The 21,959-nt window shown below is 73.4% G+C and carries 18 protein-coding genes and 1 tRNA gene; 5 read left to right on the forward strand and 14 right to left on the reverse strand.

Annotated features, from left to right (window positions below; all coding sequences use genetic code 11):
• Positions 1 to 89: 89 nt before the first annotated feature.
• A complete protein-coding gene (locus tag ABD901_RS41850) occupies positions 90 to 896 on the forward strand; it encodes a hypothetical protein (protein WP_345136294.1) in 807 nt (268 codons plus the stop codon).
• Positions 897 to 908: 12 nt separating this feature from the next.
• Here the strand turns inward: ABD901_RS41850 and ABD901_RS41855 are convergent, their stop codons facing one another.
• Positions 909 to 4,181 (reverse strand): hypothetical protein, encoded by a 3,273-nt coding sequence (locus tag ABD901_RS41855; RefSeq protein ID WP_345136296.1) that lies wholly within the window; start codon positions 4,179 to 4,181, stop codon positions 909 to 911.
• Positions 4,178 to 5,170, reverse strand: coding sequence for an NAD-dependent epimerase/dehydratase family protein (locus ABD901_RS41860; RefSeq protein WP_345136298.1), 993 nt, complete (start codon positions 5,168 to 5,170; stop codon positions 4,178 to 4,180). The genes ABD901_RS41855 and ABD901_RS41860 overlap by 4 nt, the downstream gene beginning before the upstream one ends.
• Positions 5,171 to 5,285: 115 nt before the next feature.
• On the opposite strand from ABD901_RS41860, the gene ABD901_RS41865 reads away from it, so the two are divergent.
• Complete coding sequence (locus ABD901_RS41865; RefSeq protein ID WP_345136300.1) at positions 5,286 to 6,269, forward strand: GlxA family transcriptional regulator; 984 nt, start codon at positions 5,286 to 5,288, stop codon at positions 6,267 to 6,269.
• A 119-nt stretch (positions 6,270 to 6,388) separates the two neighbouring features.
• The gene (locus ABD901_RS41870; protein ID WP_345136303.1) at positions 6,389 to 7,132 is read left to right on the forward strand and encodes an SDR family oxidoreductase; all 744 of its coding nucleotides are present in this window, start codon (positions 6,389 to 6,391) and stop codon (positions 7,130 to 7,132) included.
• An 18-nt stretch (positions 7,133 to 7,150) separates the two neighbouring features.
• Here ABD901_RS41870 and ABD901_RS41875 read toward each other — a convergent pair whose 3' ends face one another.
• The gene (locus ABD901_RS41875) at positions 7,151 to 7,681 is read right to left on the reverse strand and encodes an MmcQ/YjbR family DNA-binding protein (RefSeq protein ID WP_345136305.1); all 531 of its coding nucleotides are present in this window, start codon (positions 7,679 to 7,681) and stop codon (positions 7,151 to 7,153) included.
• 156 nt (positions 7,682 to 7,837) lie between these two features.
• The gene (locus ABD901_RS41880) at positions 7,838 to 8,686 is read right to left on the reverse strand and encodes a hypothetical protein (RefSeq protein ID WP_345136307.1); all 849 of its coding nucleotides are present in this window, start codon (positions 8,684 to 8,686) and stop codon (positions 7,838 to 7,840) included.
• Between the two features lie 151 nt (positions 8,687 to 8,837).
• Between ABD901_RS41880 and ABD901_RS41885 the strand changes: the two genes are divergently transcribed.
• Positions 8,838 to 9,701, forward strand: coding sequence for a hypothetical protein (locus ABD901_RS41885; protein ID WP_345136309.1), 864 nt, complete (start codon positions 8,838 to 8,840; stop codon positions 9,699 to 9,701).
• A 262-nt stretch (positions 9,702 to 9,963) separates the two neighbouring features.
• Here ABD901_RS41885 and ABD901_RS41890 read toward each other — a convergent pair whose 3' ends face one another.
• From ABD901_RS41890 to ABD901_RS41900, 3 genes are all read right to left on the reverse strand, one after another.
• The gene (locus ABD901_RS41890) at positions 9,964 to 10,431 is read right to left on the reverse strand and encodes a DIP1984 family protein (RefSeq protein WP_345136311.1); all 468 of its coding nucleotides are present in this window, start codon (positions 10,429 to 10,431) and stop codon (positions 9,964 to 9,966) included.
• A 41-nt stretch (positions 10,432 to 10,472) separates the two neighbouring features.
• Entirely contained in the window at positions 10,473 to 11,999 is a 1,527-nt protein-coding gene (locus ABD901_RS41895) for a hypothetical protein (protein ID WP_345136313.1), read from the reverse strand.
• Between the two features lie 21 nt (positions 12,000 to 12,020).
• Positions 12,021 to 12,093, reverse strand: a tRNA-Arg gene (locus ABD901_RS41900).
• Positions 12,094 to 12,168: 75 nt separating this feature from the next.
• Here ABD901_RS41900 and ABD901_RS41905 point away from each other — a divergent pair.
• Positions 12,169 to 13,095 carry a helix-turn-helix domain-containing protein gene (locus ABD901_RS41905; RefSeq protein WP_345136314.1) on the forward strand — a complete coding sequence of 309 codons (927 nt, stop codon included), beginning with the start codon at positions 12,169 to 12,171 and terminating at the stop codon, positions 13,093 to 13,095.
• Between the two features lie 33 nt (positions 13,096 to 13,128).
• Here ABD901_RS41905 and ABD901_RS41910 read toward each other — a convergent pair whose 3' ends face one another.
• From ABD901_RS41910 to ABD901_RS41940, 7 genes are all read right to left on the reverse strand, one after another.
• The gene (locus ABD901_RS41910) at positions 13,129 to 14,010 is read right to left on the reverse strand and encodes a hypothetical protein (protein WP_345136316.1); all 882 of its coding nucleotides are present in this window, start codon (positions 14,008 to 14,010) and stop codon (positions 13,129 to 13,131) included.
• A 63-nt stretch (positions 14,011 to 14,073) separates the two neighbouring features.
• Positions 14,074 to 15,093 (reverse strand): hypothetical protein, encoded by a 1,020-nt coding sequence (locus ABD901_RS41915; RefSeq protein ID WP_345136318.1) that lies wholly within the window; start codon positions 15,091 to 15,093, stop codon positions 14,074 to 14,076.
• 26 nt (positions 15,094 to 15,119) lie between these two features.
• Positions 15,120 to 15,803 (reverse strand): hypothetical protein, encoded by a 684-nt coding sequence (locus ABD901_RS41920; RefSeq protein ID WP_345136320.1) that lies wholly within the window; start codon positions 15,801 to 15,803, stop codon positions 15,120 to 15,122.
• The gene (locus ABD901_RS41925) at positions 15,803 to 16,930 is read right to left on the reverse strand and encodes a hypothetical protein (protein WP_345136322.1); all 1,128 of its coding nucleotides are present in this window, start codon (positions 16,928 to 16,930) and stop codon (positions 15,803 to 15,805) included. The genes ABD901_RS41920 and ABD901_RS41925 overlap by 1 nt, the downstream gene beginning before the upstream one ends.
• Positions 16,931 to 16,932: 2 nt before the next feature.
• Complete coding sequence (locus ABD901_RS41930) at positions 16,933 to 19,158, reverse strand: ATP-binding protein (RefSeq protein WP_345136324.1); 2,226 nt, start codon at positions 19,156 to 19,158, stop codon at positions 16,933 to 16,935.
• Positions 19,159 to 19,249: 91 nt separating this feature from the next.
• Positions 19,250 to 20,209, reverse strand: coding sequence for a response regulator (locus ABD901_RS41935; protein ID WP_345136326.1), 960 nt, complete (start codon positions 20,207 to 20,209; stop codon positions 19,250 to 19,252).
• Entirely contained in the window at positions 20,200 to 21,909 is a 1,710-nt protein-coding gene (locus ABD901_RS41940) for a sensor histidine kinase (protein WP_345136327.1), read from the reverse strand. Before ABD901_RS41940 ends, ABD901_RS41935 begins: the two co-directional genes overlap by 10 nt.
• Between the last annotated feature and the right edge of the window lie 50 nt (positions 21,910 to 21,959).

Here is a 21,959-nt window from a genome sequence, read left to right on the forward strand (position 1 = left end):
TGCCAGGGTTTTGGCAGGTACGCGGGCAACTCTGTGATCTTGTCCGCGCAGGCACCAGCCGGCGCGCATGATGTGCAGGGGGATTGATCGTGTCGATCAAAGCGATTCGGCGGGTCGGCCTGGCGGCGGCCGGGGTGGTGACCGCGGGTGTGTTCGTGTTCGGGGCGGCGTCCCTGGCGAGCGCGGAGACGGCCGCGCCGTCGCCGGGAGCCTCGTCCGGCGCCGGATCACACAAAAACGACGGAGGCCATGGCGCCGACACTGCGGTGACCGGGGACGAGCTGGCGAAGGTGACCGCGGCGATGAAGGCCAAGGACTCGGCGGTGACCGTGACCACCGTCCGCAAGGATGCGGACGGCTCGTACGACGTGCTCGGCACCAAGGACGGCGCAAAGGTGTTCTACGAGGCCAGCGCCGACCTGAAGACGATCACGCCGAGCACCGGCCGCGGCGGAGGCGAACGCGGCCACGACAAGGGCACCGCGGTGACCGGCGAAGAGCTCGCCAAGGTGACCGCCGCCGTGAAGGCCAAGGACTCGGCCGTGACCGTCGACAAGGCGTGGAAGGGCCCGGACGGCGCGTACCACGTGCTCGGCACCAAGGACGACGCGAAGGTCTTCTTCAAGGTGAGCGCCGACCTCAAGACCGTCACCCAGGGCACCGGCAAGCCTGGCGGGCGCGGCCACGAGGAAGGCACCGCGGTGACCAGCGAGGAGCTGGCCAAGGTGACCGCCGCCGTGAAGGCCAAGGACTCGGCCGTGACCGTCGACAAGGCGTGGAAGGGCCCGGACGGCGCGTACCACGTGCTCGGCACCAAGGACGGCGCAAAGGTCTTCTTCAAGGTGAGCGGGGACCTCAAGACCGTCACCCAGGACACCCGCGGCCCGCGGAAGTAGCGTCCGCGGGCGTCAGCTCATCTCGACGGCGTACGCCTCTTCGCGCACGTCGGCGTCCGAGTGCCGGCGCAGCGCGATCAGCAGGTCTCGCCACGGCGTCTTCCAGCCGAAGCCGGACCCGTGCCGGACCAGCGCCACCGCGAACAGCCCGCCGGCGAGGTCGCCGCGCCGCGCAAGCCGGGCGACGGTGCCGGCGAGGACGGCCGGGTCGGGCCACTCCCGCAGGCCTCGCCGCCGGGCGCCGATGCGCTCGGCGGCGCGGGCCGCGAGCACGGGCCGGCCGGTGCACAGGTCGGCGATCTCGTCCAGATTGTCCAGCCGGCCGAGGTCGACCAGCAGTCCGGTCGCCGCGCCCGCGAAGGCGGGATGAGCGGCGAGCCAGCGCGCCGACTCGACCAGGGCGGTCCGGTCGGCGTCGGCCGGCCGGCGCCCGGACCGGACGATCGCGCCGCTGGCGAGCAGTTCGATGCGGCGCCGGGCCGGTCGGTCCGCGGCCGGGTGGCCGGGATCGTCGTCGCCCGCGTCGCGGTCGACGAGCCGGGCCAGTGCGGCGCCGAGAACGGCGTCGCCGCCGGCCTCCAGCAAGCCCGCCACCTCGATGTGCGCCATCGTCTCTCCGAGATCGGTGAGCCGGTCCATGACCAGGTCGGCGGTGCCGGTCAGCCAGGGCGACCACTCTGCGAGGCGGCCGAAGGCGGCGCGCCGGACCTCCCGGTCGGCGGCGCGGCAGGCTTCGACGACGAGCGCGCCGTAGCGCGGGCGGTGCCGTTGCGGGATCGTATACGGTTTCGCGTCCAGGACGGCGCGGCGCTCCTCCCGGCTGCCGTCGACCGCGGCGCGCAGGATGGCCCAGCCGGCTTCGGTCTGCAGCCGCTGCCGGGCGCCCGAGACGATCGCCGCGCGCAGGTCGCGGTGCGCATCCGGGTCGGTGTACACCTCGAGCAGGGTCTCCATCGCCGTCGGCGGCCCGTAGCGGGCCAGGAGCCGGGCCGCCTCCTTCCGGCTCGTGATCTTCGCCGGACCGGCGAGCACCTCGCCGAGCAGGCCGGGCAGCCGGGACGGCGGGATGTGCTGTGCCGCCCGGCCGGCTGCATAGAGCGCGACCCGCGCCCGGTCGCCGTCGGCGTACCGCAGCAGCATCGACAGCGCCTGGTCCGGCGCGTCGGTCCAGACCAGTGCGCCCAGCGCAGCCTCGGCGATCACCACCTCGGGAGCGTCGAGATGGCGCAGCACCAGCTCCCGGCCGGCGCCGGGCACGGCCGCGGCGGCCCGGATCGCCGCCGCGCGCTGCCACACACCCTGCCCGGAGTCGGCGATGATCAGCTGTTGCAGGTCCACGAAGCGGGCTCGCTGGCGGGGCAGCCAGCGCTCGGCATGCAACGGCCAGGCGGGCACCCAATGTGTCCCGTACTCCACGAACCGGCCGCGCGGGGGGTCGTGCAGCACACGGTCGAGCAGATCGGTGCGGGACGTGCAGATGGTCGCCCACACCTCGCGGATGGCCACCGCCGTCGGCTCGATCTCCAGCACCTCGCCGACCCGGTCGGGGCGCGTGCGCGGGTCGGCGAGAAACAGCCCGATCGCGGTGCGGGCCACCGATGGCAGCGTGTGCCGGCCGATCGCCTGGCGCAGCAGATCCTGCAGCCGCGGCAACCGCCAGGCCCGCTTGCCGAACGCCCGGGTCAGCGCGACCAGCGGCCCGTACCGGCCGCGGGCGATGCCCGCCTCGGCCCAGCCGCGCAGCCGGTCGAAGACCATAGCCTCCTGCCCGCGGCGCAGTACCGTGTCGAAGCGGCGCAGCGCCGGCACGTGCGCGCCGGTGCTGACCAGGTCGATCGTGAGCAGTGCCCACTCGCGCAGCTGCGGCACGGCGACGTGGTGTTGCAGAACGTCGGCGGCGAGTGCGCTCAGCGCCGTCGTGGTGGCGGCGGAGGCGTCGCGGGCGTCGACCGCGTCGGTGGTCAGCTGCGTGAGTCCCGCCGCGGTGTCCGCGGTGAGCAGCGGCGCCGCCTTCGCCAGCGCGGTGAGCGCGGCCGCACGCACCGGGTCCTGCTCGTTGCGCAGCCGGCCGAGACGGGCGATCATCGCGGCCACCGCGTGCGGGTCGCGGGAGCGGCGGGCGGCCTCGACCAACAGGGCGTAGCCGTGCGCCCGCTCGCCGGCGTCGCCCGAACGCAGGGCGTCGTCCAGTGCCGCGGACGCGTCCGGCCAGGCCAGGTAGGCACTCCAGGCGCGCACGTCCGCTTCCCGCTCGCGGATCTTCGCCAGGCCCAGCACCCTGGTCGCCTCCCGGATGCGGACCCCGGCCGGCAGCACCTCCATGACCTCGACGGCCGGGACCAGCACCGTCGCGTCGACGTCGGCCAGGGCCCGGTCGTACAGCGCACCGCGGCGGGCCGGTGCTACAGCGTCGAGCAACGCGGCCAACGACCGGCTGCACTCGCGGAGCCGGCCGGCGAGCGGACCGAGTTCGTCGGCCGGCAACGCCGCGAGGCGGCGCCACAGCGCCGGCGGCAGCGTCGTGCGCTGCAGCCAGGCGGCGCGGCCGGGCGCGACCAGCAGGCCGACGACCCGGCGCGGGTCGTGCGCTGCGAGGACTCCGTAGGCGTGCACAGATCCGGGCAGCCACTCCTGCGGCGCGTACCGTTCGAGCAGCTCGAGTGCCTGCGCCGGGTCGCATCGCAGCACCGCATCGGCGGCATCGCCCCAGATCCGGGCCCGCAGCTGCGGCGTGGCGGCGGCCAGCCGCTCGCCGACCCGCTCCAGCAGCGGGCCGGGGTGCCACCGCACGAGCCGCCCGAGGTTGAGCGCATGCTCCAGGTCGGGCAGCAGTGCCCGTACCGTCTCGGCGCCGCAGGCGGGCAGCAGCGCGGCGGCCTCCTCGTCACCGAACTGGGCACGGACCTTGCCGATCAGCGCGTCAGCGACGGCCGGGGCACGCCGGCGTCGAAGGGCCCGATAGACGCGCCGCCGCTCCGCCGCCGGCCGGTCGACATGGTCGCCGACCGGAATGCCCAAACGCACCGCCGCGGTGAGCGCGGCGGCTCTGATCGACGGCATCGGGTCGTGCGCCGCAACGGCGATCCCGCCGGCGTCCCGGACCACCATCGCCGCCACCAGCGCAAGATGCCGCTCGTACGGCCCCTGCTCCCGCAGTTCGACGCAGACCTGGTCACGGTCGGGCGCGGTGCGCGCCCACTGCGTGAAGCGGCGCCTCCGCTCCCGGTACGGCAGCGGTTCGAGCGACGTCAGCAGGGCACGGGTAGCGTCGAGCACGGCGATCATTCTGCCGCGAGCGCATCGGGACGAGATCGAATATCGCCGCGCGCCGGCGGGCCGGGGCGCCACTGCGCCGACGGCGACATCCCCTTGACCGTTTCGATCAAGGCGTCGTCGAGCGGCGTCGGCCCGATACCGAACGTCTGCTCGGTCAGCGACGCGTCCAGGATGAGCGGCTGCTCGAAGAGGTACAGCATTTCCGAGATCTCCGCCATGATCGAATTGGCCCGCCCGGCGGCGGCGACCTCTTCGGCCGACATCCGGGCCAGCTGCGGGGCGGGAGCGCCGGCGACGTCGGCGAGCCGGACGGTCAGCTCCCGGGCCGACGCTTCCGAGGTGGACGGCACGTGCCAGGCTCGTCCCCACGCCCGCTCGTCGCGACTCGCCGCGACGAGCACCCGGGCCACGTCGCCGGTGTAGGTCCAGCTGGTCGGCGCGTCGTGATCGCCCGGATAGGCCGCGGCCTCACCCGCCACGACCCGCGGCGCCACCGCCAGGGAGTACAGCGACGCCGAGCCGGCGCCCAGGTAGTCACTGGCGCGGACCTCGGTGACCCTGACCCGGCCGGCGTCGTGTGCCGCCAGCGCATCGAGCCACATCGTCGCCCGCACCCGTCCCTTCCTCGTCGTCGGCGCCATCGGCAGGTCCGGCGTCATGGACCCGGCGATCGGCCCGTATCCGTAGACGTTGCCCAGCATCACGTACCCCGCACCGGTGCGCTCGGCGGCCGTCAGCAGCGCGCCCGCGAGCGGCGGCCAATCGGTGGGCCACCGGTCGTACGCCGGCATGGCGCAGTTGAACAACGTGGTCGCGCCCTCGGTCAGCTCGGTCAGGCGGGCGGCGTCGGTGGCATCGGCCGCGACGAGCTCGATGAGCGGATGCGCCGGCCCGCCGCCGCGCCGGCTGACGAGACGGACGCGGTCACCGGACTCGGCGAGCAGCAGGGCGGTGGAGGTACCGGTTGGGCCGGCACCGACAACAACGTGGAACCGCATGATTGTCCTTCGGGAATTTCGGATCTTCCAATGATGTTCGCCGGCATGTCGAGTGTGCTGCTCGCGCCGGGACCCGGTGAGGGGGCGCGATGCCAAACATCCGGAGGATCTGGCCATGCATCGGATCGCAGTCCTCGCCGCGCCGCCGGTGAACATGTTCGACCTGGCGCTGCCCGAGGAGGTCTTCGGGCAGGTGCGTCTGGATGGCCGGCCGGGCTACACGGTGCTCACCTGCACCAGCGATCCGGGGCTGATCGAGACGGTCACGGGTCACGGGATCGTGGTACCGCTCGGCCTCGACGCCATCGACGACGCCGACACCGTCATCGTGCTCGGCACCGCGTCCTGGGCGGACGCCGACCCGAGGATTCTGGCCGCACTGCGCGCCGCCGCCCGGGCGGGAAAGCGCATCATGTCGCCGTGTCTCGGCGCGTTCCTGCTCGCCCGCGCCGGGCTGCTCGACGGACGCAAGGCGACGACGCACTGGGGGCACACCGCCGAGCTCAGCGCGCATTTCCCCACCGTCAAGCTGCAGCGCGACGTCATCTACGTCGCCGACGGCCCGATCTTCACCACCGCCGGGCTGGCCGCCAGCATCGACCTGTACCTGCACCTCATCCGCACCGACTACGGTGCCGCGGTGGCCAACGCGGCCGCTCGCCTGGCCGTCGCCGCCCCAGTGCGCCCCGGCGGCCACGTCCAGGTCATCGACGCTCCGCTGCCGCGTGACCGCGTCACCTCGGTGGCCGGCACCCGCTCGTGGGCCCTCAACCACCTCGACGAGCCGCTGACCCTTGCCGCGCTCGCCCGCCATGCGCGCGTCAGTGTCCGCACCCTGACCCGCAGGTTCCACGACGAGACCGGCCTCAGCCCGCTGCAATGGCTGCTCCAGCAGCGCGTCGGACGGGCCCGGGAGCTGCTGGAGAGCACCGACCTGCTGATGGACGAGGTGGCCGGGCGGGCCGGCCTCGGCACCGCCGACTCGCTGCGCCAGCACCTCGTGCGGGAGGTCGGCCTCACACCGACCGCCTACCGCGCCGCGTTCACCCGCCTTGCGCCGCGCGGTGCGGTTCGCCCGGACCCGGACCCGGGCGCGTAATTCACCCGCTGGGGTGCCCGCCGGCGTGCCGGCACTCTACGGCGGGTAATGCACCCCGGCCTTGCTGGCGGATCTCGCGGCATAGCCTCGGCGTGTACCGGAACGAAGAAAGGATCATCGTGCGGATCGCAGTCGCCGGCGCGACCGGCAACATCGGCAGGCTCACCGTCGCGGCGCTCGAACGGGACGGGCACGACGTCGTAGGGATCAGCCGCTCGCTCGGGGTCGACCTGTTGACGGGCGACGGGCTCGACACCGCGTTGGACGGGGTCGAGTCGGTCGTCGACGTCACGAACGCGCCGGCCGCCGATCGGGCCGGGACCTTGGCCTACCTCGGCGCCGCAACGCGCAACCTGCTCGCCGCCGAGGAGCGGGCGGGCGTCCGGCACCACGTGCTGCTCTCGATCGTCGGGATCCACGGGATCGAGGGCAACGCGCACTACGCCGGCAAGCGGGAGCAGGAGCGCCTGGTGAGCGCGAGCCCGGTGCCGTGGACGATCGTCCCGGCGACGCAGTTCCACGATTTCGCCGCCATGGTGGCGGGCTGGAGCGACCGCGACGGCGTCGCCACGATCGCGCCGCTGCTCGTGCAGCCGATCGCGCCGGCGGACGTGGCCGACGTGCTCGCCGAGATCGCGACGGGCGAACCGCAGGGCCGCTACGCCGACCTCGCCGGCCCGGAGCCGCAGGATCTCGTCGACATGGCCCGGCGTACCAATGCGGCGCGGGGCAAGACGGTGCGGCTCGTGCCGACGTGGTCGGCCCTGTTCGGTCTGGAGATGGCGGGCAACGCGCTGCTGCCGGGCGAGGGTGCGCGCATCGCGCCGACCACCTTCGACGAGTGGCTCGCCGGACAGCGGTAGGAGGCGGCGCCACCGAGGTCAGATGTCGTGCGCAGCGAGCCAGGCCGCCCGACGCCGGGGCGAGGCGCGCGACAGCCACGCATCCTGGATCACCTCGGCCAGTTCGGTGCGGGTGAGCTCGCCGAGCCGGCTCGCCCGCACCAGCACCGACGGGTGGCCGTCGAAGTGGGCGGTGGTGAAGAACGGCGTGCTGTCGTCCTGCACCAGCGCCTGCTTGTCCGCGTCGGATTCGACCCAGAAGACGATCACGTCCGGGTATCGCGCCCCGGTGGCCGGGTCCACCGCGTCCGGGCGGGGGTTGCGGAAGAAGATGAACGACCTGCCGCCGACCTGATAGACCGGATTCCCACCGGTGCCGTCGACGACCTTGACGTGCGGCATGGCGAGGGCGATCTCGTGCACATCCTCGACCCGGGCCGGCGGGTCCGCATCCTTCGACACCCGCCAGCGTAGACGTGGCGCGGCAGGGTCAGCTCTCGCCGCATTGTTTCGGTCGGTGGGGACGTTGATGTCCAGCTGCGACTGCAGCGAGGTGATCCACAGCTGCATCGCGACGCCGCCGCACTGCCAGCGCGCCCTGTCGCCGTTCGGGCGGACGTGGGCGGACAGCCATCCGGCGGTGCGCTCACCGATGGGGTCGTTCGGTGCCGGCGCGGCCCGGCCGCACTTGGCCAGGAAGCCGACCTCCCGCTCCGTGAGCGGCGTCTACCTCGTGTTCGGCCACGGTGCGGTTGATATCACGTCCAGGCCGCGCAGGCGTGCCGGTAGCGGCGGCACCTGCAGCGCGCCGGCACACGCGACCAGCTGGGGGCGCACGTCGCCGCCCCACAGTTGCCACGTCCAGTCGGCCGGCGGGTCGATGAGAGCGCCGTTGAGCTGGTCGATGGTCCACAGCCCGGCGGTGCGGGCGGCCCGGTCGACGTGCAGGCCCCAGCGCGGCACCTCCGGCAGCGTCAGCTCGGCGAGGCCTGGGCCCAGCGCGTCGACCGCCGCCGCGGTGACGACGGCGAGGACCGACGGATCGTCGAATGTCGGGTACAGATCCAGGGCGCCGTCCCGCCGCCGGACGCTGAGCACGCCGTCGCACTCGTCGTCGGGGGCGCGCAGGAACGGCGCGTCCGCGGGCCGATCGGGTCGCAGGAGCGGGGCGCGGTCGTGGCCGAGGTACGCCGCGAGGTCGAGCACCCCGTCGTACGCCCACCGCACGCGCCACCCGGGCCACGCCTCGACGAGCGTGGCGAGCCCGTCGACGAACATGGCGTAGTCCTCGAACCACTCGAAGGCGAGCAGCTCGCGGCGGTCGTGGTCGATGAGCGCGCCGCCGATGCAGCTGCGGTCGTCCATGAGCTCCTCGACGGGCATGACGCCCGACCACAGCAGCGCTTCGGCGGTGTTCGGCGGCGGCGGTACCGCAGGACGCCGCGGCCGTAGTGCCTCCGTGGCCGCCTCGGGGCCGGCGCGCAGGTCCGCGACGACGCGATGACCGCCCCACCGCGACCACCCCAGCAAGGTCTCGCCCCGTTCGATGACGACGTAGTTCGCCGGATCCCCCATAAGTCGGCATTCTCCCGCCGCGGGCCGCCCGGCATCGAACGATTTACGCGCGCCGCGTCGCAGCGGGCGCCGGGCCACTCCCACGGCCCGGCAGCGGCGGGTATCTTGACGGCGCAGGGGGACAAAAGCGCAGGACAGGCCGGAGGTGGGCATGGCGGCGGCGACGCGGCGGCTCGCGCTGCGGCGGGCCGACCTCGACGGTGGCCGCTGCCCGCTGCCGGCCGAGTGGGGGCCGGTCCTTCCGCCACACGTCACCGTGACGCTCGAGCACCGGGCGAAGGGGATCGCCCCGGGGCGGGTGGAGTTCGACGCCGAGCCCGCCGAGGACGACGGCTGGCGCCTGACCGGGCTCGCGTGGCCCGACGACGTGCACCCCGGGATGGTCGTCGCCCTGGCCCGGCGGGCCGGCGGCGCCGAGGTCGTGGTGCGCACCGTCGTGCTGGAGGAGCCGATGCGCATCGACGGCGTCAACTACTACCACGAGTACGACCCGGTCGTGGTCACCCGCGAGGTCGCGCCCGGCGTCTCGAACCGCGGCAAGGTGCTGCAGGCGGTGCGGCGGCTGGGGCGGGTCTTCGACGACGGCAGCGCGGTGTTCCCGGAGGCGCAGCTGGTGCGCCGCGGCGGGCTCGGCCGCGGCGCCCGCGGGACGTTCCTGCTGCGCAACGCCGTCGAGCAGCTGATCCGGGAGGGGTTCGTGACCCGGGTCGAGGGCAGCGTGGACGGTGGCGGCAACCCGTCCTACCCGGCGATCGACGGCGAGGAACCGGCCGAGATGCTGTTCTACGCGCCGCTGATCGAGCCGGCGGCGGTGCCCGGCGACGACGAGGGCGGGGAAGGTTCCGAGCGGCGCGAGCACTGGGTCAGCGGCTTCCTGCGCAAGCTGCCGCCCGGGGCGCAGCCCTCACCGCGGCAGCTGTCGCTGCACCGGCAGGCCGTCGACAGTGAGCAGATCGATGACGTGCCGCTGGCTCCGGGGTACACCTTCGTGAAGAAACACCACCGCAACGGCTGAGCGGACCGCGCCGCCGGCGACCCGGCCCGGACGCGGGTGCCGATCTCGGCTTTGAGGCTGGCGAAGGGGCGCGGAGCGTGGATCTGCACCCGGTAGTGAGCCGTGCGCTGTCCTCCGTCACATGTGCCGTGTGCTGGGCATGCGATGTGGATCGGGGAATCGAACCCCCACGCCGCCCGCGGCGTGCCGGAGAAAGGCGCCGGATTACCCGCCGGCGCAAACGGGTCTGTGCACGCCTCCACTCCTGCTCCGCGCCCCGGTCTCAATCCAGCAGGTCGACCTGCCAGTTGGTGCGCTGGATGACCGTGTCGACCTCGCGCAGCTGCCGGGCCAGGTCGTCGGCCTCGGCGCGCAGCTGCGCCACCGGCAGCGCCGAGACCATCTTCAGCTCCGAGCGCAGCTGCCGGTAGGCGCCGCGGCTCTTGTCCCCGGCGGCCGCGCCCGCGGCGTCGGTGACGACGCTGTGCCGCAGCCGCAGCACGTCCCGGCGGGCCAGCAGGTCGGTCAGCGTGACGCCGTCGACCTGCGTCGCGGCGTTGGTGCGGTTGATCCGCCGGATCAGCGACTCCAGCTCGCCGAGCACCGCGCCGGCCTCGGCCAGCAGCGCCGCTGCGTCCTCGGCCGGCGGCTCACCTTCCTGGTACCGCGCGTTGGCGGTGACCCGCGCCCGCAGCTGCTCGGCGCGGCGCACCGCGTCGGCCCGCAGCGTGAGGCCCTCGGCAAGCTTCATACCGCCCAGTATGCCCGACGATGATCATCGCCGCTGTCCGTTCAGGCGCCGGACGCTCGCAGCGCGTCCACCAGGTCGTGGCGGTAGGCGTCGGCGGCGGCCTGCTTCGGCGTGCGGCCGCGGCGGTCCTCCGCCACCGGGTCCAGCCCGGCGGCCAGCAGGCGCGGCAGCAGGTCGGCGCCCGGGAAGTGCGGCAGCAGGTGCAGCAGCGTCGCGCCGCTCTCGCTGCGCAGGTGCGGGTCCAGGCCGCGGTCGAGCGCGGCGGCCATGGCTTCGGGGTCGCCGTGCCGCACGAGGTCCAGGACCCGCTCGCGCAGGTTGCGCATCCGGCGCGGCATGCGGATCGCCGGGTCGCGCCAGCCGTCGACCGCGGCCGCGCAGCCCTGCACGCGGCCGCCGAGCGTGGCGAGGACCCGCTCCCGCTGGATCTCGTCCGGCGTGTGCGGCACGTGGATCGCGCCGTCGCGCATCACGACCTCGTGGATCGCGCCGGCGCACGGCACCTCGACCCGGTCGCGCGGCGGGTCGGGGTGCCGCGGCGGGACCGGTTCGGCGTCCGGGAAGAGCGCGGCCTGCACGAGCGGGTGCAGGTCGCCGCGGCGTACGGTGCCGTCCAGCAGCCCGGCCAGCTCGGGCGGGCAGCGAACGGCGTCGGGCCGGACGAGGGGGATCTCGGCGAGCAGCCGGCCGAACTCGGCGCGCTCGAGGCTCTCGCGCGCGGGGTCGCGGTGCCCGTCCGGCGGCACCGGCACCAGGCGGGCCCGCGGCCGGGCGTCGGCGGGCCAGTCGACGACGAGGCAGCGGCCGCGCCACGCGAGGCGGACGGGCTCGTCGCACGGCTCGGCGAGCACGGCGTGGATCGGCCGCAGCCCCGCCAGGGCCTTGTCGGCCTCGAGGCGGCGCACCCGCTCGACGTCGCCGCCGGCCAGCGCGGCCGGGTTGGTCAGCACCGGCCCCCACTCGGGCTCGAACAGCAGGACCCGCAGGTCGAAACCGGCCGCATGCCAGGCCTCGGCGGCCCGGCCCGCGTCGTGCAGCGCGATGGCCCGCTCCGTGACCTCCTCCGGACCGTCGCCGCCGGCCCGGTCCGCGCCGAGCGGCCGCCCGGCGGTGTCGAAGAACGGCGTCCGGGTCGCGCCGCCGCAGCGCCGGCGCAGGTCGGCGGTGCGCCGGGCGTCCCACCGGTACGGCGGGAGCTCCGCCGGCTCGCGGGCCTGCCGGGACCAGACGGCGCCGGGGCTCAGCTGGATCTGCAGCGGGCCGCGGCGGTCGGACACCTCGGCGGACAGGGCGATGCTGCCGTCCGGGCGGCGCAGGTGGAAGGTGATGCCCGTGTACTGGTCCCAGGCGGGCCGGCTCGCGGTGTACCACCGCAGCAGATCCGGGGCGAGGTGGCGCACGTCCTCGTCGAGGCGCGCGCCGGACGGCCCGGCCAGGGCCTGCTCGAGGCTCGCGCCGAGCACGACGTTCGCCGCCGCGCACGCGCCCCGCCAGTCACCGGCCAGCCGCCGCCGCGTCGACTCCTCGACCATGTACCGCGACATCGCCGGCGGTCGCCACCCCCGCACGCCGGCCCCCTTCGTCGAGGGCAGCGCCGACCGGACTCGAACCGGCGTTTCCAGCTCCGTAGGCTGGCGCGACTTCCTTCTTCGCCACGACGCTGCCGCCGGCAATCCTATGTGGTCCGGAGGTCGACGCCCGGCCGCGCTAGCCTGGCCGCGATCGGAGGGAGTCTTCATGGCGGTACTGCTGGACACGACCCTGCTGCCCGAACGGCACCGCGCCGACGCGATCCGGGCGGCGCTGAGCACCCAGCTGTCCCCCGCCGCCGTTTCGGTCGCCGAGCCGGTCCGGGCCCGCCTCAGCCACTGGGAACTCGGCGAGGGCGTGCACCTGCTGTACAACGTCACCGGGCCGCACCGCCTGACGTGCACCGAGCGCCACCTGCACTCGGGCACCCCGGAGCGCATCTCGCTCGGCCTGCCGGTCAGCGGCGCCGTGCGGATGCGCCACCGCGACATGCCCTTCGGCGACCGCATCGGCGAGCTGCAGCTGGCCGACCTGACCTCGCCGTGGGACTTCCAGGTCGACGAACCGTCGGTGCTGCAGGCCGTCCTGGTCGACTACAGCCGCCTGGGCCTGCCGGTGGAGGCGGTGCGCAGCGCGGTGCCGCGGCTGGCGGCGAGCCCGATGTACGAGCTGCTGCGGCGCCATCTGCTCCAACTGCCCGGCGTGCTGGACCGGATCGAGCCGGATTCCGCGGTACACCTGCTGGGCTCCTCGACCGTCGAACTGATCCGCGCCGTCATCGCGTCCGCGTGCGCCCCCGACGACCCGTGGCTGCGCGACAGCCTGTTCACCCGGCTCACCGCCTACATCGACCACCACCAGCGCGACCCCGACCTCGGCGCCGCCCGGCTGGCCGCCGAGCACGGCGTGTCGGTCCGCGCGATCTACGCCGCGTTCGCCGAGCGCGGCGAGCAGCTGTCGGAGTGGGTGATCCGCGGCCGCCTGCGCGGCGCCCACGACGAGCTGGCCGGGTCCCCCGACACGACGGTGGCGTCGGTCGCACACGCCTGGGGCTTCGCCAGCGCCCGGCACTTCGCGCGCCGCTTCCGCGCCGAGTACGGCCTCAGCCCGGTGGAGTGGCAGCGCGCCCGATGAGACGGACGTCCCGCCCGGTGGCCGGCGTCCGGTTCACGGGGGCGTCATGGTCAGGGCCGGGTCGGTGGCGATCGCGATCATCTGGTCCAGGGTGAGCGGGACCTGCGGGCGGCGCTTCGGCGCCGTCTCCTCCTTCGTGTTGCCCAGGCCCCAGTTGCGTACCTCCAGACAGATGCCGGTGCCGTCGGGCTTCGTCACGTCGATGCGGGCGATCTTCGCGCCGTTGTGGTCCTGGAAGTCCGGCATGGCCACGATGCGCTCGCCGTGCGGGCCGGTGGTCTGGGTGCAGTCGGGGTCGGGGCATTCCCGGAACTGCCCGACACCGTAGCCGGGCGGCCACGGGCGGCCGTCCGGGGCGATCGCCGAGAAGGGCCGGCCGATCCGGAGCAGGACGTTGCCGGTGCCGGAGCGGTCGCGCAGGTCGGGGGCGGCCGAGAAGTCCTCGGCGTACCGGCCGCCGTTGTCGGGGTGGGCGCCGCCGCTCGGGCCGAACTCGAACGGGCCGGCGGCATCGCCGTTGACGAGGGTGTCCAGGAACGTGGTGCCGGGCGGCGCCACGGTCCGCAGGTCCCGCTCGAACGCCGCGGTCAGCCGGGCGATCTGCGCCTGGTTGTACTGCAGCGGCGGCACGCTCGGCGTGGCCGTGGTCCCGTAGGTCGGCGACGGGGTCATCTCGGCCGGCACGCACATGACCGCGGCCGCTGACGGCGGCGGCGACGCCGGAGCGCTCGCACACCCGGTGTAGGCCACGGAGGGCTCGGGCACCGGAGCGGCCGGCGTGGCGCCGCCATGGCGCCCGCCCAGCAGGCCGCCGGCCAGGGCCACCGCGATCAGCACGACCGCCGCGGCGATCCCGCCGCCGATCACCGCCAACCCGCGCCCTCGCCGCCGGCCGAGTTCCCCAGTGTCTGCCATGGCCGTCCCTCCCAGACATACAACGGCGGGGCGGGCGGCAATGGTTGCATCCGCGGCGGCGGATCAGAACGGGGCCGGCGGTGCATCGATCGGGCAGATCGGGGCGGGCGCCGGCGGTTCGACGACCGCCGGTTCGGGCATACACGCCGCCGGACCCCAGCACGCACTGTCCAGCACCGCCGATACATCGTTGACCGGCTCGGGCACACACGCCAACGGACCCCAGCACGCACTGTCCAGCACCGCCGATGCATCGTTGACCGGCTCGGGCACACACGCCAACGGACCCCAGCACGCACTGTCGACCGTTACGGGCTGCTCCGGCGGGGCCTCGCACGCCTCGGTGGTCGGTGCCGGTTGCTGGCCGAGGCCGGCGGCGCGCTGACCGTCCTCGGTCAACCATTGCGGGGTGGGAAACCAGTTCACCCGCGCGTCCTGCGACAGTTCGTAGAGCGGCCGGACCATGCCGGCCAGCTGCTCGGTCATGTGCGGGGACTCGCGCTGGCCGAGGTAGGCGTTGAGCACCGCGGTGCCGGCCTCGATCGCGGCCAGGTCGACGTTCTTGAGCGTGACGTTCCCGTCATCGTCACGCTCGTGGTGGTCGGCCGAGATGTCATGGGTGTTCGCGGTCAGGACCCAGTCGTCCAGGCTCCGCGGAAGGTTGACGAGGAGGGTGGGATCGTAGGTGTTGATGGCTTCGACCTCGGCGAGCGGATTGCCGTGGTCCGCCCGCTGGTCGCGCCACACGTGGCCGCCGTAGCCGTCCTCGATGGTGTGCAGGGCCGCGCCGAGGTGGGCGATCTCGTCGTCCGCGCGTCCGTCCTGGTGTGCGGCCCGGGCCAGCTCGAGCTCCGTCATGATGTGCTCGACGATCGCCTCGGCGTTCTCGCCGACCGAACGAAACAACGGCAGTGCCAGCGAGTGGTCCGCCTGCGCGAAGGGCACCAGCCACCACGGCAGGAGCGACGTGGGACCGTCGGCGGCGGCCTGCGCCCGGTCGAGGCGCTCCGCGAACGCCTCGCGGGTGAGCCCGTTGATGGTGTCGTGCATCGTGTACAGGTTCTCGGCGACGCGACGGGTCATCTCCCCGTGTCCACGCTGGTCCGACATCACGATCTCCCGAACGGCCAGAGGGCGCGGGCGCACCGCGACGCCAGGCGGATGAGCCCGTGCCGGCGGGCCGGGGCGGGTTGGGCAACAGCGGTCGGAGGCACGACGACGACGATGCCTTCGCCGCGCGGGCCCGGCGTCGCCTCCGCGCCTCCGCCGCGCTCGATGGCCGCGACGACCGGCCGCCAGTCGACGCGGAACTCGTAGTCGTCCTCGCGGAAGACGACCGCCGCGTCGAGCACCCCGACGATCCCGTCCGGGTCGCGCAGGAGGTGGCCGGCGAGCCCGGCAACGTGGCCCGGCGCACCGCGGACGAGCAGGGAGAGCTCGACCGGCGCGCCGTGCTCGAAGCGGTGCCGCGCGCTGCTCACGGATGGAGCGAACAGTGTCAGCGTGCCGCCGTGGTCGGACGTCAGTACCAGCGGCACCGGCCGGCGCTCTTGGCCGGTGAGGCCCTCGACGTACTCGTCGAACGCGGCGTACGTCCCGCCGACGCCCGGGATCGGCTCGAAGTACCCCGGCGGGAACGCGCACTCGTCGTCCTCGCCGCCCCCGGGGTCCACCCGATGCCAGTGGTAGTCGCGTGGGCGCACCCGTACGCCGTTTTCCATCCGGCCCGTCGTGTTCGGATGCCGGGTCCGCAGGTGGACGGTCAGGTCGGTCGGCTCCGTCGGCTCCCCCATCACAGGTACCCGAACCCGTCTCTCGGCGGCTGTCCCTTGGCGCCCTTCGTCTTGCGCCGCACCAGCTCGGCCGCGGCAATGATGTCCTGCCGGACCCCGAACCAGAGATTGTGCAGCCAGCCGCGCTCGAGGAGCCGCGGGCGGTTGGCGTCCTGGACGGCAAGGATTCGCGACAGGACGTGCAGGACCGGCTGTTCGGTGTCGACGCCCTTGACGGACGCGTCCGCGGACTTCTTGCGGAACACGCCGTAGGGCAGCTCGTCGCCGTCCGCGAACCGATGGTGGTACACGCTGCCGAGGGTCTCGACCGGGGTGACGACGAACTCGGAAGCGGGCCATTTCTGCCGGACGACGTCGATCAGGTCGCGGTAGGCCAGTTTGACCTGGTCGAAGATCCGCTGTGCCTCGACGGCCCGCGAGAGCCGGTTCCCGTCGGCGTCCTGGGCGTCGTCCCATCGCCACCACTCGCAGCGAATCGGGATGAGCAGGAAGAGCCAGCCGCTGCGCCGCGAGCTCTCCGGCCGGGTGGACAGGTACTGGAAGAACGCCCGGATCTCGGACGGTGCGTTGCGCAGCTCGTTGAGATCGCGGTCGCCCTGCAGCAGCGCGGCGGTGTCGATGGGGATGGCGACGATGTCGACGGCCTCGATCAGGCGCGTCATGGCCTCGAACTCCCACCCCTGCGCGTTGTTCAGCCAGGCGCCGGGCGGATCGGCCATGCGGAAGAACACCTGCGTGCCGATGGCGCGGACGACGTCGAAGACCCACCGGTGGACGGTCGGGATCTTCGTGGGTGGGATCGCACCGTCGAAGATGTCGCGCGGCAGGTCCACCGACGGATCCCGATGACGACGCAGCCGCGAGCGCAGCTCCTGCAGCCGGCCGCCGCCGGACGTCAGTGCGGTGGCGGGGCTCTCCGGATTGAGCGTGACGGTGGCTTCGCTGCCGTCGGCCGGCCGGAACGTCTCCAGGAACTGCTCCGCCATCGTGTCGAGCATCGTCGTCTTGCCGACCCGGCTGATGCCGAGAAAGGCCAGGGTGACCAGGGAGGCGTTGGCCGGTACGCCTTCCTTGAGCTGTTTGAGCAGGTTGTTGACGACGGCAAGGCCGTCGCTGGGGAGCGTCACGGTCACTGGACGGTGCCCTTCCGGTCGAGGCGATAGGGGATGCAGACGGTGGCCGGCGCGTCGAGCTCGGCCGTCTTGACCATGGCGTAGCCGTCGGGCAACGCCGAGATCCCGCGCAGTGCGGTGGGGTCCACGCCGAACCGCAGCGCCAGCTCCGCCCGGTCGGCGCCGTCGACGACACGGTGGACGATGGTGGTGGCGGTGTTCGTCAGGACGGCGGGGTTGAGGTCGCGCACGCTCTGTTCGGCCATCACGAGGCCGAGGCCGCTCTCCCGGCACTCCTTCGTCATCCGGGTGACCAGCCGCGCCAGGCTCGCCTCCGCGGACACGGTGAGCTGGTCGCCGTCGCGCGGGCGGCCCGCGAGACGGTGAGCCTCGTCGATGAGCAGGGCCTGCCGCAGTCGCCGGCCGTTGCCGGCCGGGGTGGACTGCCAATGCTCGCAGAGCATGCCGAACAGCATCAGCATGAGCGCGTTGATCTCGTCGTCGTTGCCGATCTCGCGCAGCTCGATGAGGTGGGTACCGGCGACGAGGGTCTCGATGCCGAGGCGGGGGTCGTCCGGGCTGGTGATGTCGCGCAGCAGCGACGTCTCCAGTGCTCGCCACCGTTCGTCGAAGAAGGCGATGGTCGCGGCGCTCCACGTGTCGTGGCCGGCGAGCTGCGGGCGGTACCGCTGCGGCCACGACAGGATCAGGTCGGTCATGGTCGGGATTCGCCGGCCCATCGTGCGCAGCGCCGCGCCCGTGATCGTCACCAGATCGGCGGCCCGCTTGGCGCCGAGCTTGTCCAGGTAGAGCCGGACGATCATGTTGGTCAGCATGGTGTGGCCGAGCGCGGTGACCGGGAAGGTCATCGCGAGCGCGGTGGCGATCAGGGGAATGTGGCGGTAGACGGTGACCCGGTCGGGCGGCACGAACGGGTTGAACCGCAGTACCCGGCCCGGTGCGGCCGAGAAGTCCCAGATCCGGCCGCCGAGCTCGGTCATCGTCCCGCCGAGCACCGACTTGGCCGTGTCGATCCAGACGGTCGACACATCCTCCTCGGCCAGTTGTACGCCGAGGTTGCGCAGGGTGTTGGTCTTGCCCGCGCCGGCCTGTCCCAGGATGACGACGTGCTCGGTGATGCGGTCGATGTCGGTGCGCAGGTCCTGGCCCGTGTGCGGGCGCGCGACCGCACCCAGCAGGACGGTGCCCGCGGCGGCCGGCGGCCGGATCTGGGGACGGGCCAGCGGCGAGGCCGGTATCGCCGGGATCCCGGGGAGCGTGTCGTACGGCCCGAACGGGACCAGGGCGAGATCGACCGCCTCGGACATGAGGTACCGGTTCGCGTAGGCGAGCATCGACGCCGGCAGGGTCTGGCCGTCCTGGTGCGCCGCGCTGCCGGCGTCCGTGCCGTGCAGCGCCTCCGGATCGAGGTCCGAGCAGACCGCCGACACGAGGCCGGGACCGCCGACGACGGTGATCGAGATGCTCACCACCGGGCCGCGGTTCATCACGGCCTGCAGGAGCGCGACGCCGTCGTCCGGATCGGCCGCCGGGACGCGGCTGTGCAGGTAGTGGCCCAGGGCGGACTGCGCATAGTCGCGGTCGGCGTCGCTGATGGCCGGCGTGACGCAGCGCAGCCGCACACATCCGGGCTCCTCGCTCAGCTGGCGGGTCGTGGCCGCCCACGAACGCTCGGGAAGCTTGCTGGCCGTCGGGTGCGGCAGCGCCACGAGGTAGGACTCTTTCGGCGCGATCAGCTTGGTCAGCGTCTCGCTCGCCTCGTCGACGGCCAGTGCGGTCGCCCACAGCCAGGGTCCCGGCGGCAACAGGCGGACGACGTCGGCGGGCTGATCGAAGGTGCGCGGCCGCCGGGCGCCGGGCGGCAGGGGCACCGGCGGCGCGTCGCGCAGGTTCCCGGTCGCGACGAGCCGGAGCTTCCGCGTGATCTCCACCCGGTCGGGCGCGGCCGCACAACGGCACGTGGGCGCGCTCGGGATCGCGACGAGCTCGAGGAACCGTTCACTGCCGCCGAGCAGATCGGTCCGGCGCACGTCGCGCGCATACGGGGTGAGCAGAACCCGGATCTTCCCGCCCTGCGAGCTCATGTGCAGTTCGAACCCTCCCAGCGTGATCAGGTTCTTGACGAGACCGCGATAGGCGGCGAGGGCCTGGTCGAGCAGGAGGCGTTCGGGAGGGGAGGCGTTGTTGAACTGGTACGCCGCGGTCATCTGGAAGGTCGGCACGAGCTCGAGTCTGTTGGCCGGCCCGGCCGCCCGGTACCGGGGCGAACCCGGCTGTTCGACCGGGAAATCCCGTCCGTGTGCCGGCGATGACTCAGCGTATTCGCGGCCGGATGTCCCGATCGAGGGTGCAGGGCGCCCCGATGAGGTGCGCGCCCCGGCCCCTGAACACCGCTTCCGCGGCCCTTCCCGGGTCCAGATGGTCGAGCGGCCGGCCGTTGGCGCTCAGGCTGACGAGCTCGGCTTCCACCAGCGTCGGGCCGGTTTCGGTCAGCGTGAGGAAGACGTCCGCCGTGGCGGCCCGGCCGATCAGGCATCGCACCGTCGCGTGCAGGGCGTTGGACCGGTCGGCCTGCGTCCCGACGACCTCGAGCACGCACACCGCCATCGTCCGCCGGTCCTGCAGGTAGTCCAGCGCCGCCCGGACGCGGAGGTTGACCTGGCGGCGGTCGCCTTCGAACCGCAGTTTGCGGTAGATGGAGCCCACCAGGTCCTCGACGCTCTTCTCCGTGTAGTGCAGCTCGCCGGCGATCGCCTTGTTGGTCCGGGCCTGGGCGATGAGCAGGAGAACCTGCTCCTCGGCCGCGGTCAACGCGTCGAACGCACCGGCCGACCGGCTCTGCTGCATCAGCAGCTCGACGGTCCCCGCATCGACGTGCACGGCACCGGCACAGACCCGCTCCATGATCCCCACGACCTCGCGCCAGCCGATCCCGGCATCCTTGGACTGGAAGCCGACGGCGCCGCCGAGCCGCAGGATCTCCTCGATCAGCGGCACGTCGGTGTGCCCGGACATCACCAGGATCGGCAGGTCCGGCCGCCTGATGCGCAGGTGCCGGGCGGCGATGGCACCGGCCTGGCCGAGCACCGCACCGCCGGGCGTCGCGGGCATCCGCATGTCCAGCAGGACGAGGTCCGGCGGGTCCGCTGCGGCCATCGACACCAGGTCGCGCAGGCTCGGCGCCCATCGCGCGGCCGGATGACCGCGCTCGCGCAGCCTCTCGTCGACCGACTCCCACAGCAGCCGCGAGTCGTCGGCGACGATCACGCGCACGACAGTGACACCGTGATCGTCGTTCCGCCGGCGCCGGAGCTCACGTCGAGCCGGCCGCCGTGTCCCTCGGCCCTCCGTCGCATGGTCGACATGCCGGAGCCGAACCGGTCCGTCCGCACGCCGCCTTGGCCGTCGTCGGCGACGACGATGACGATCCGGTCGCCGTCCTGGCGGATCGTCACGTCGATGCTGGTGGCCTGGGCGTGCTTCTGCGCGTTGGCGATGGCCTCGCGCAGGATGTTGTACATGTCGAACTCCAGGTCCGGCGGCCATCGCCGCGGTGGCGCGTCGAAGGTGAGTTTCGGCGTCGTACCCGCGAATGCGCTGCGGACCGCCGGCTCGACGCCCTCGTCGATCAGCTTCGGCGGATGAATGCCCCGGATCGCCGACCGGAGATTCTCGATGGCGGCGAGGAACCCGGAGTGCAGGGCGTGCAACTGCTGCCGGTCGGCGGCGACGGTGCAGCCCGACTCGAGATCCTTCAGCCGGCCCACGAGCACCCACAATTCGTTGGCCGGCCCGTCGTGCAGGGCCAGCATGGTCGCGTGCCGGGTGTCGCGTTCGACCTTGCGCTGACTGCGCTCGTTGGCCGCGTGCAGCGCCTGGATCTCCCGGAGGCGGGCCCGATCGGCGATCTGCACCCCGATGATGAGCCGCGCGATCGTCGCGGCCGCGGCGAGCCGCTCGCTCTGCGGGTACTCCTGCAGGAACCGGTCGTGCGCCAGGAGGGCCATCGGTGCGTCCTGCGGGCCGACAGGCGTTTCGACGGACCCCGCGGGCGGCTCGGCCCGCCGACCGGCCTCGTCCTCCCAGCCGTCCCCATCGGCCCTCGGGTACAGCAACACCAGCCCCGGATCGCCCAGCGCGTGCGCCAGGCGGTCACCGAGCCGCGTCCCGGCGTCGAGGCCGGCGAGCATCCGCGTCATCCGGCGGTGCGCCAGCAGGGTACTGATCGGGCCGCCGACCAACGCCGCGGCGCCGACCAGGGCGATCGCGAGGTCGTAGCCGACCAGGATCGCGCCCTGGCCCCCGATCGGGACGTGCAGGAGCGCGCCCGCCGCGGCCGCACCGGCGGCCACACCGACCAGCGACACCGACAGCCAGAACAGCCGCCGGGCCCGGCGTGCCGCGCGTGACTCCTTGATCCAGCGCCGGAGGACCAGCAGGAGCGCCGCCGCGGTGAGCAGCGCGCCGACGATGCTGCCGGCCAGTGCCCAGACCGAGTAGTCGGCGTCCGGATCGCCCCACAACTGCGGCTGCAACGGGTCCTCGGCGAGCGCCCGCAACGCTTGGAACAGCGGCGTCGTGACGTACAGCGCCACGACGACGACCGTGGCCGACCTGGGACGCAGCCGCCCGTCAGGGGAGGCCAGCAGCAGGTGCGTCAGCACCACCGAGTTCACCTGGAACAGCACGAAGCCCGCGACGAACAGCCGGCGATCGGTGCTGCACTGCAGATCGGACAGGTAGTAGGCGGTGCCCATGGCGAGCAGCAACCAGCCCATCCGGGCACCATTGGGCTGGTTGACACCCACCACGACGCCGACCGCCACGAAGAACAGGCCGACCGGCTGGCTCACGAGGTCGACCCAGAACCCGAAAGGGCTGCAGCCCCAGGCCGTGACGATGGCGAACAACCCGAAGGCCGCGGCGAGTGCGCCCGCGATGCCGATCACGGTCGACTGGCGGCTCACCGTCACACAACAACTATGCGGATCGCGTCAATACCCGCTGCGGGCCCGGCCGCGCG

This window comes from Dactylosporangium darangshiense (assembly GCF_039537565.1).
Taxonomy (GTDB): domain Bacteria; phylum Actinomycetota; class Actinomycetes; order Mycobacteriales; family Micromonosporaceae; genus Dactylosporangium; species Dactylosporangium darangshiense.

What these genes read in the sequence shown, in the direction of transcription:
- ABD901_RS41865 (WP_345136300.1), top strand. Translation starts at nt 5,286, where the DNA reads ATGCATCGGATCGCAGTCCTCGCCGCGCCGCCGGTGAACATGTTCGAC.
- ABD901_RS41915 (WP_345136318.1), bottom strand. Translation starts at nt 15,093, where the DNA reads ATGACCCGTCGCGTCGCCGAGAACCTGTACACGATGCACGACACCATC.
- ABD901_RS41875 (WP_345136305.1), bottom strand. Translation starts at nt 7,681, where the DNA reads ATGCAGCTGTGGATCACCTCGCTGCAGTCGCAGCTGGACATCAACGTC.
- ABD901_RS41885 (WP_345136309.1), top strand. Translation starts at nt 8,838, where the DNA reads ATGGCGGCGGCGACGCGGCGGCTCGCGCTGCGGCGGGCCGACCTCGAC.
- ABD901_RS41905 (WP_345136314.1), top strand. Translation starts at nt 12,169, where the DNA reads ATGGCGGTACTGCTGGACACGACCCTGCTGCCCGAACGGCACCGCGCC.
- ABD901_RS41880 (WP_345136307.1), bottom strand. Translation starts at nt 8,686, where the DNA reads ATGGGGGATCCGGCGAACTACGTCGTCATCGAACGGGGCGAGACCTTG.
- ABD901_RS41890 (WP_345136311.1), bottom strand. Translation starts at nt 10,431, where the DNA reads ATGAAGCTTGCCGAGGGCCTCACGCTGCGGGCCGACGCGGTGCGCCGC.
- ABD901_RS41855 (WP_345136296.1), bottom strand. Translation starts at nt 4,181, where the DNA reads ATGATCGCCGTGCTCGACGCTACCCGTGCCCTGCTGACGTCGCTCGAA.
- ABD901_RS41860 (WP_345136298.1), bottom strand. Translation starts at nt 5,170, where the DNA reads ATGCGGTTCCACGTTGTTGTCGGTGCCGGCCCAACCGGTACCTCCACC.
- ABD901_RS41920 (WP_345136320.1), bottom strand. Translation starts at nt 15,803, where the DNA reads ATGGGGGAGCCGACGGAGCCGACCGACCTGACCGTCCACCTGCGGACC.
- ABD901_RS41910 (WP_345136316.1), bottom strand. Translation starts at nt 14,010, where the DNA reads ATGGCAGACACTGGGGAACTCGGCCGGCGGCGAGGGCGCGGGTTGGCG.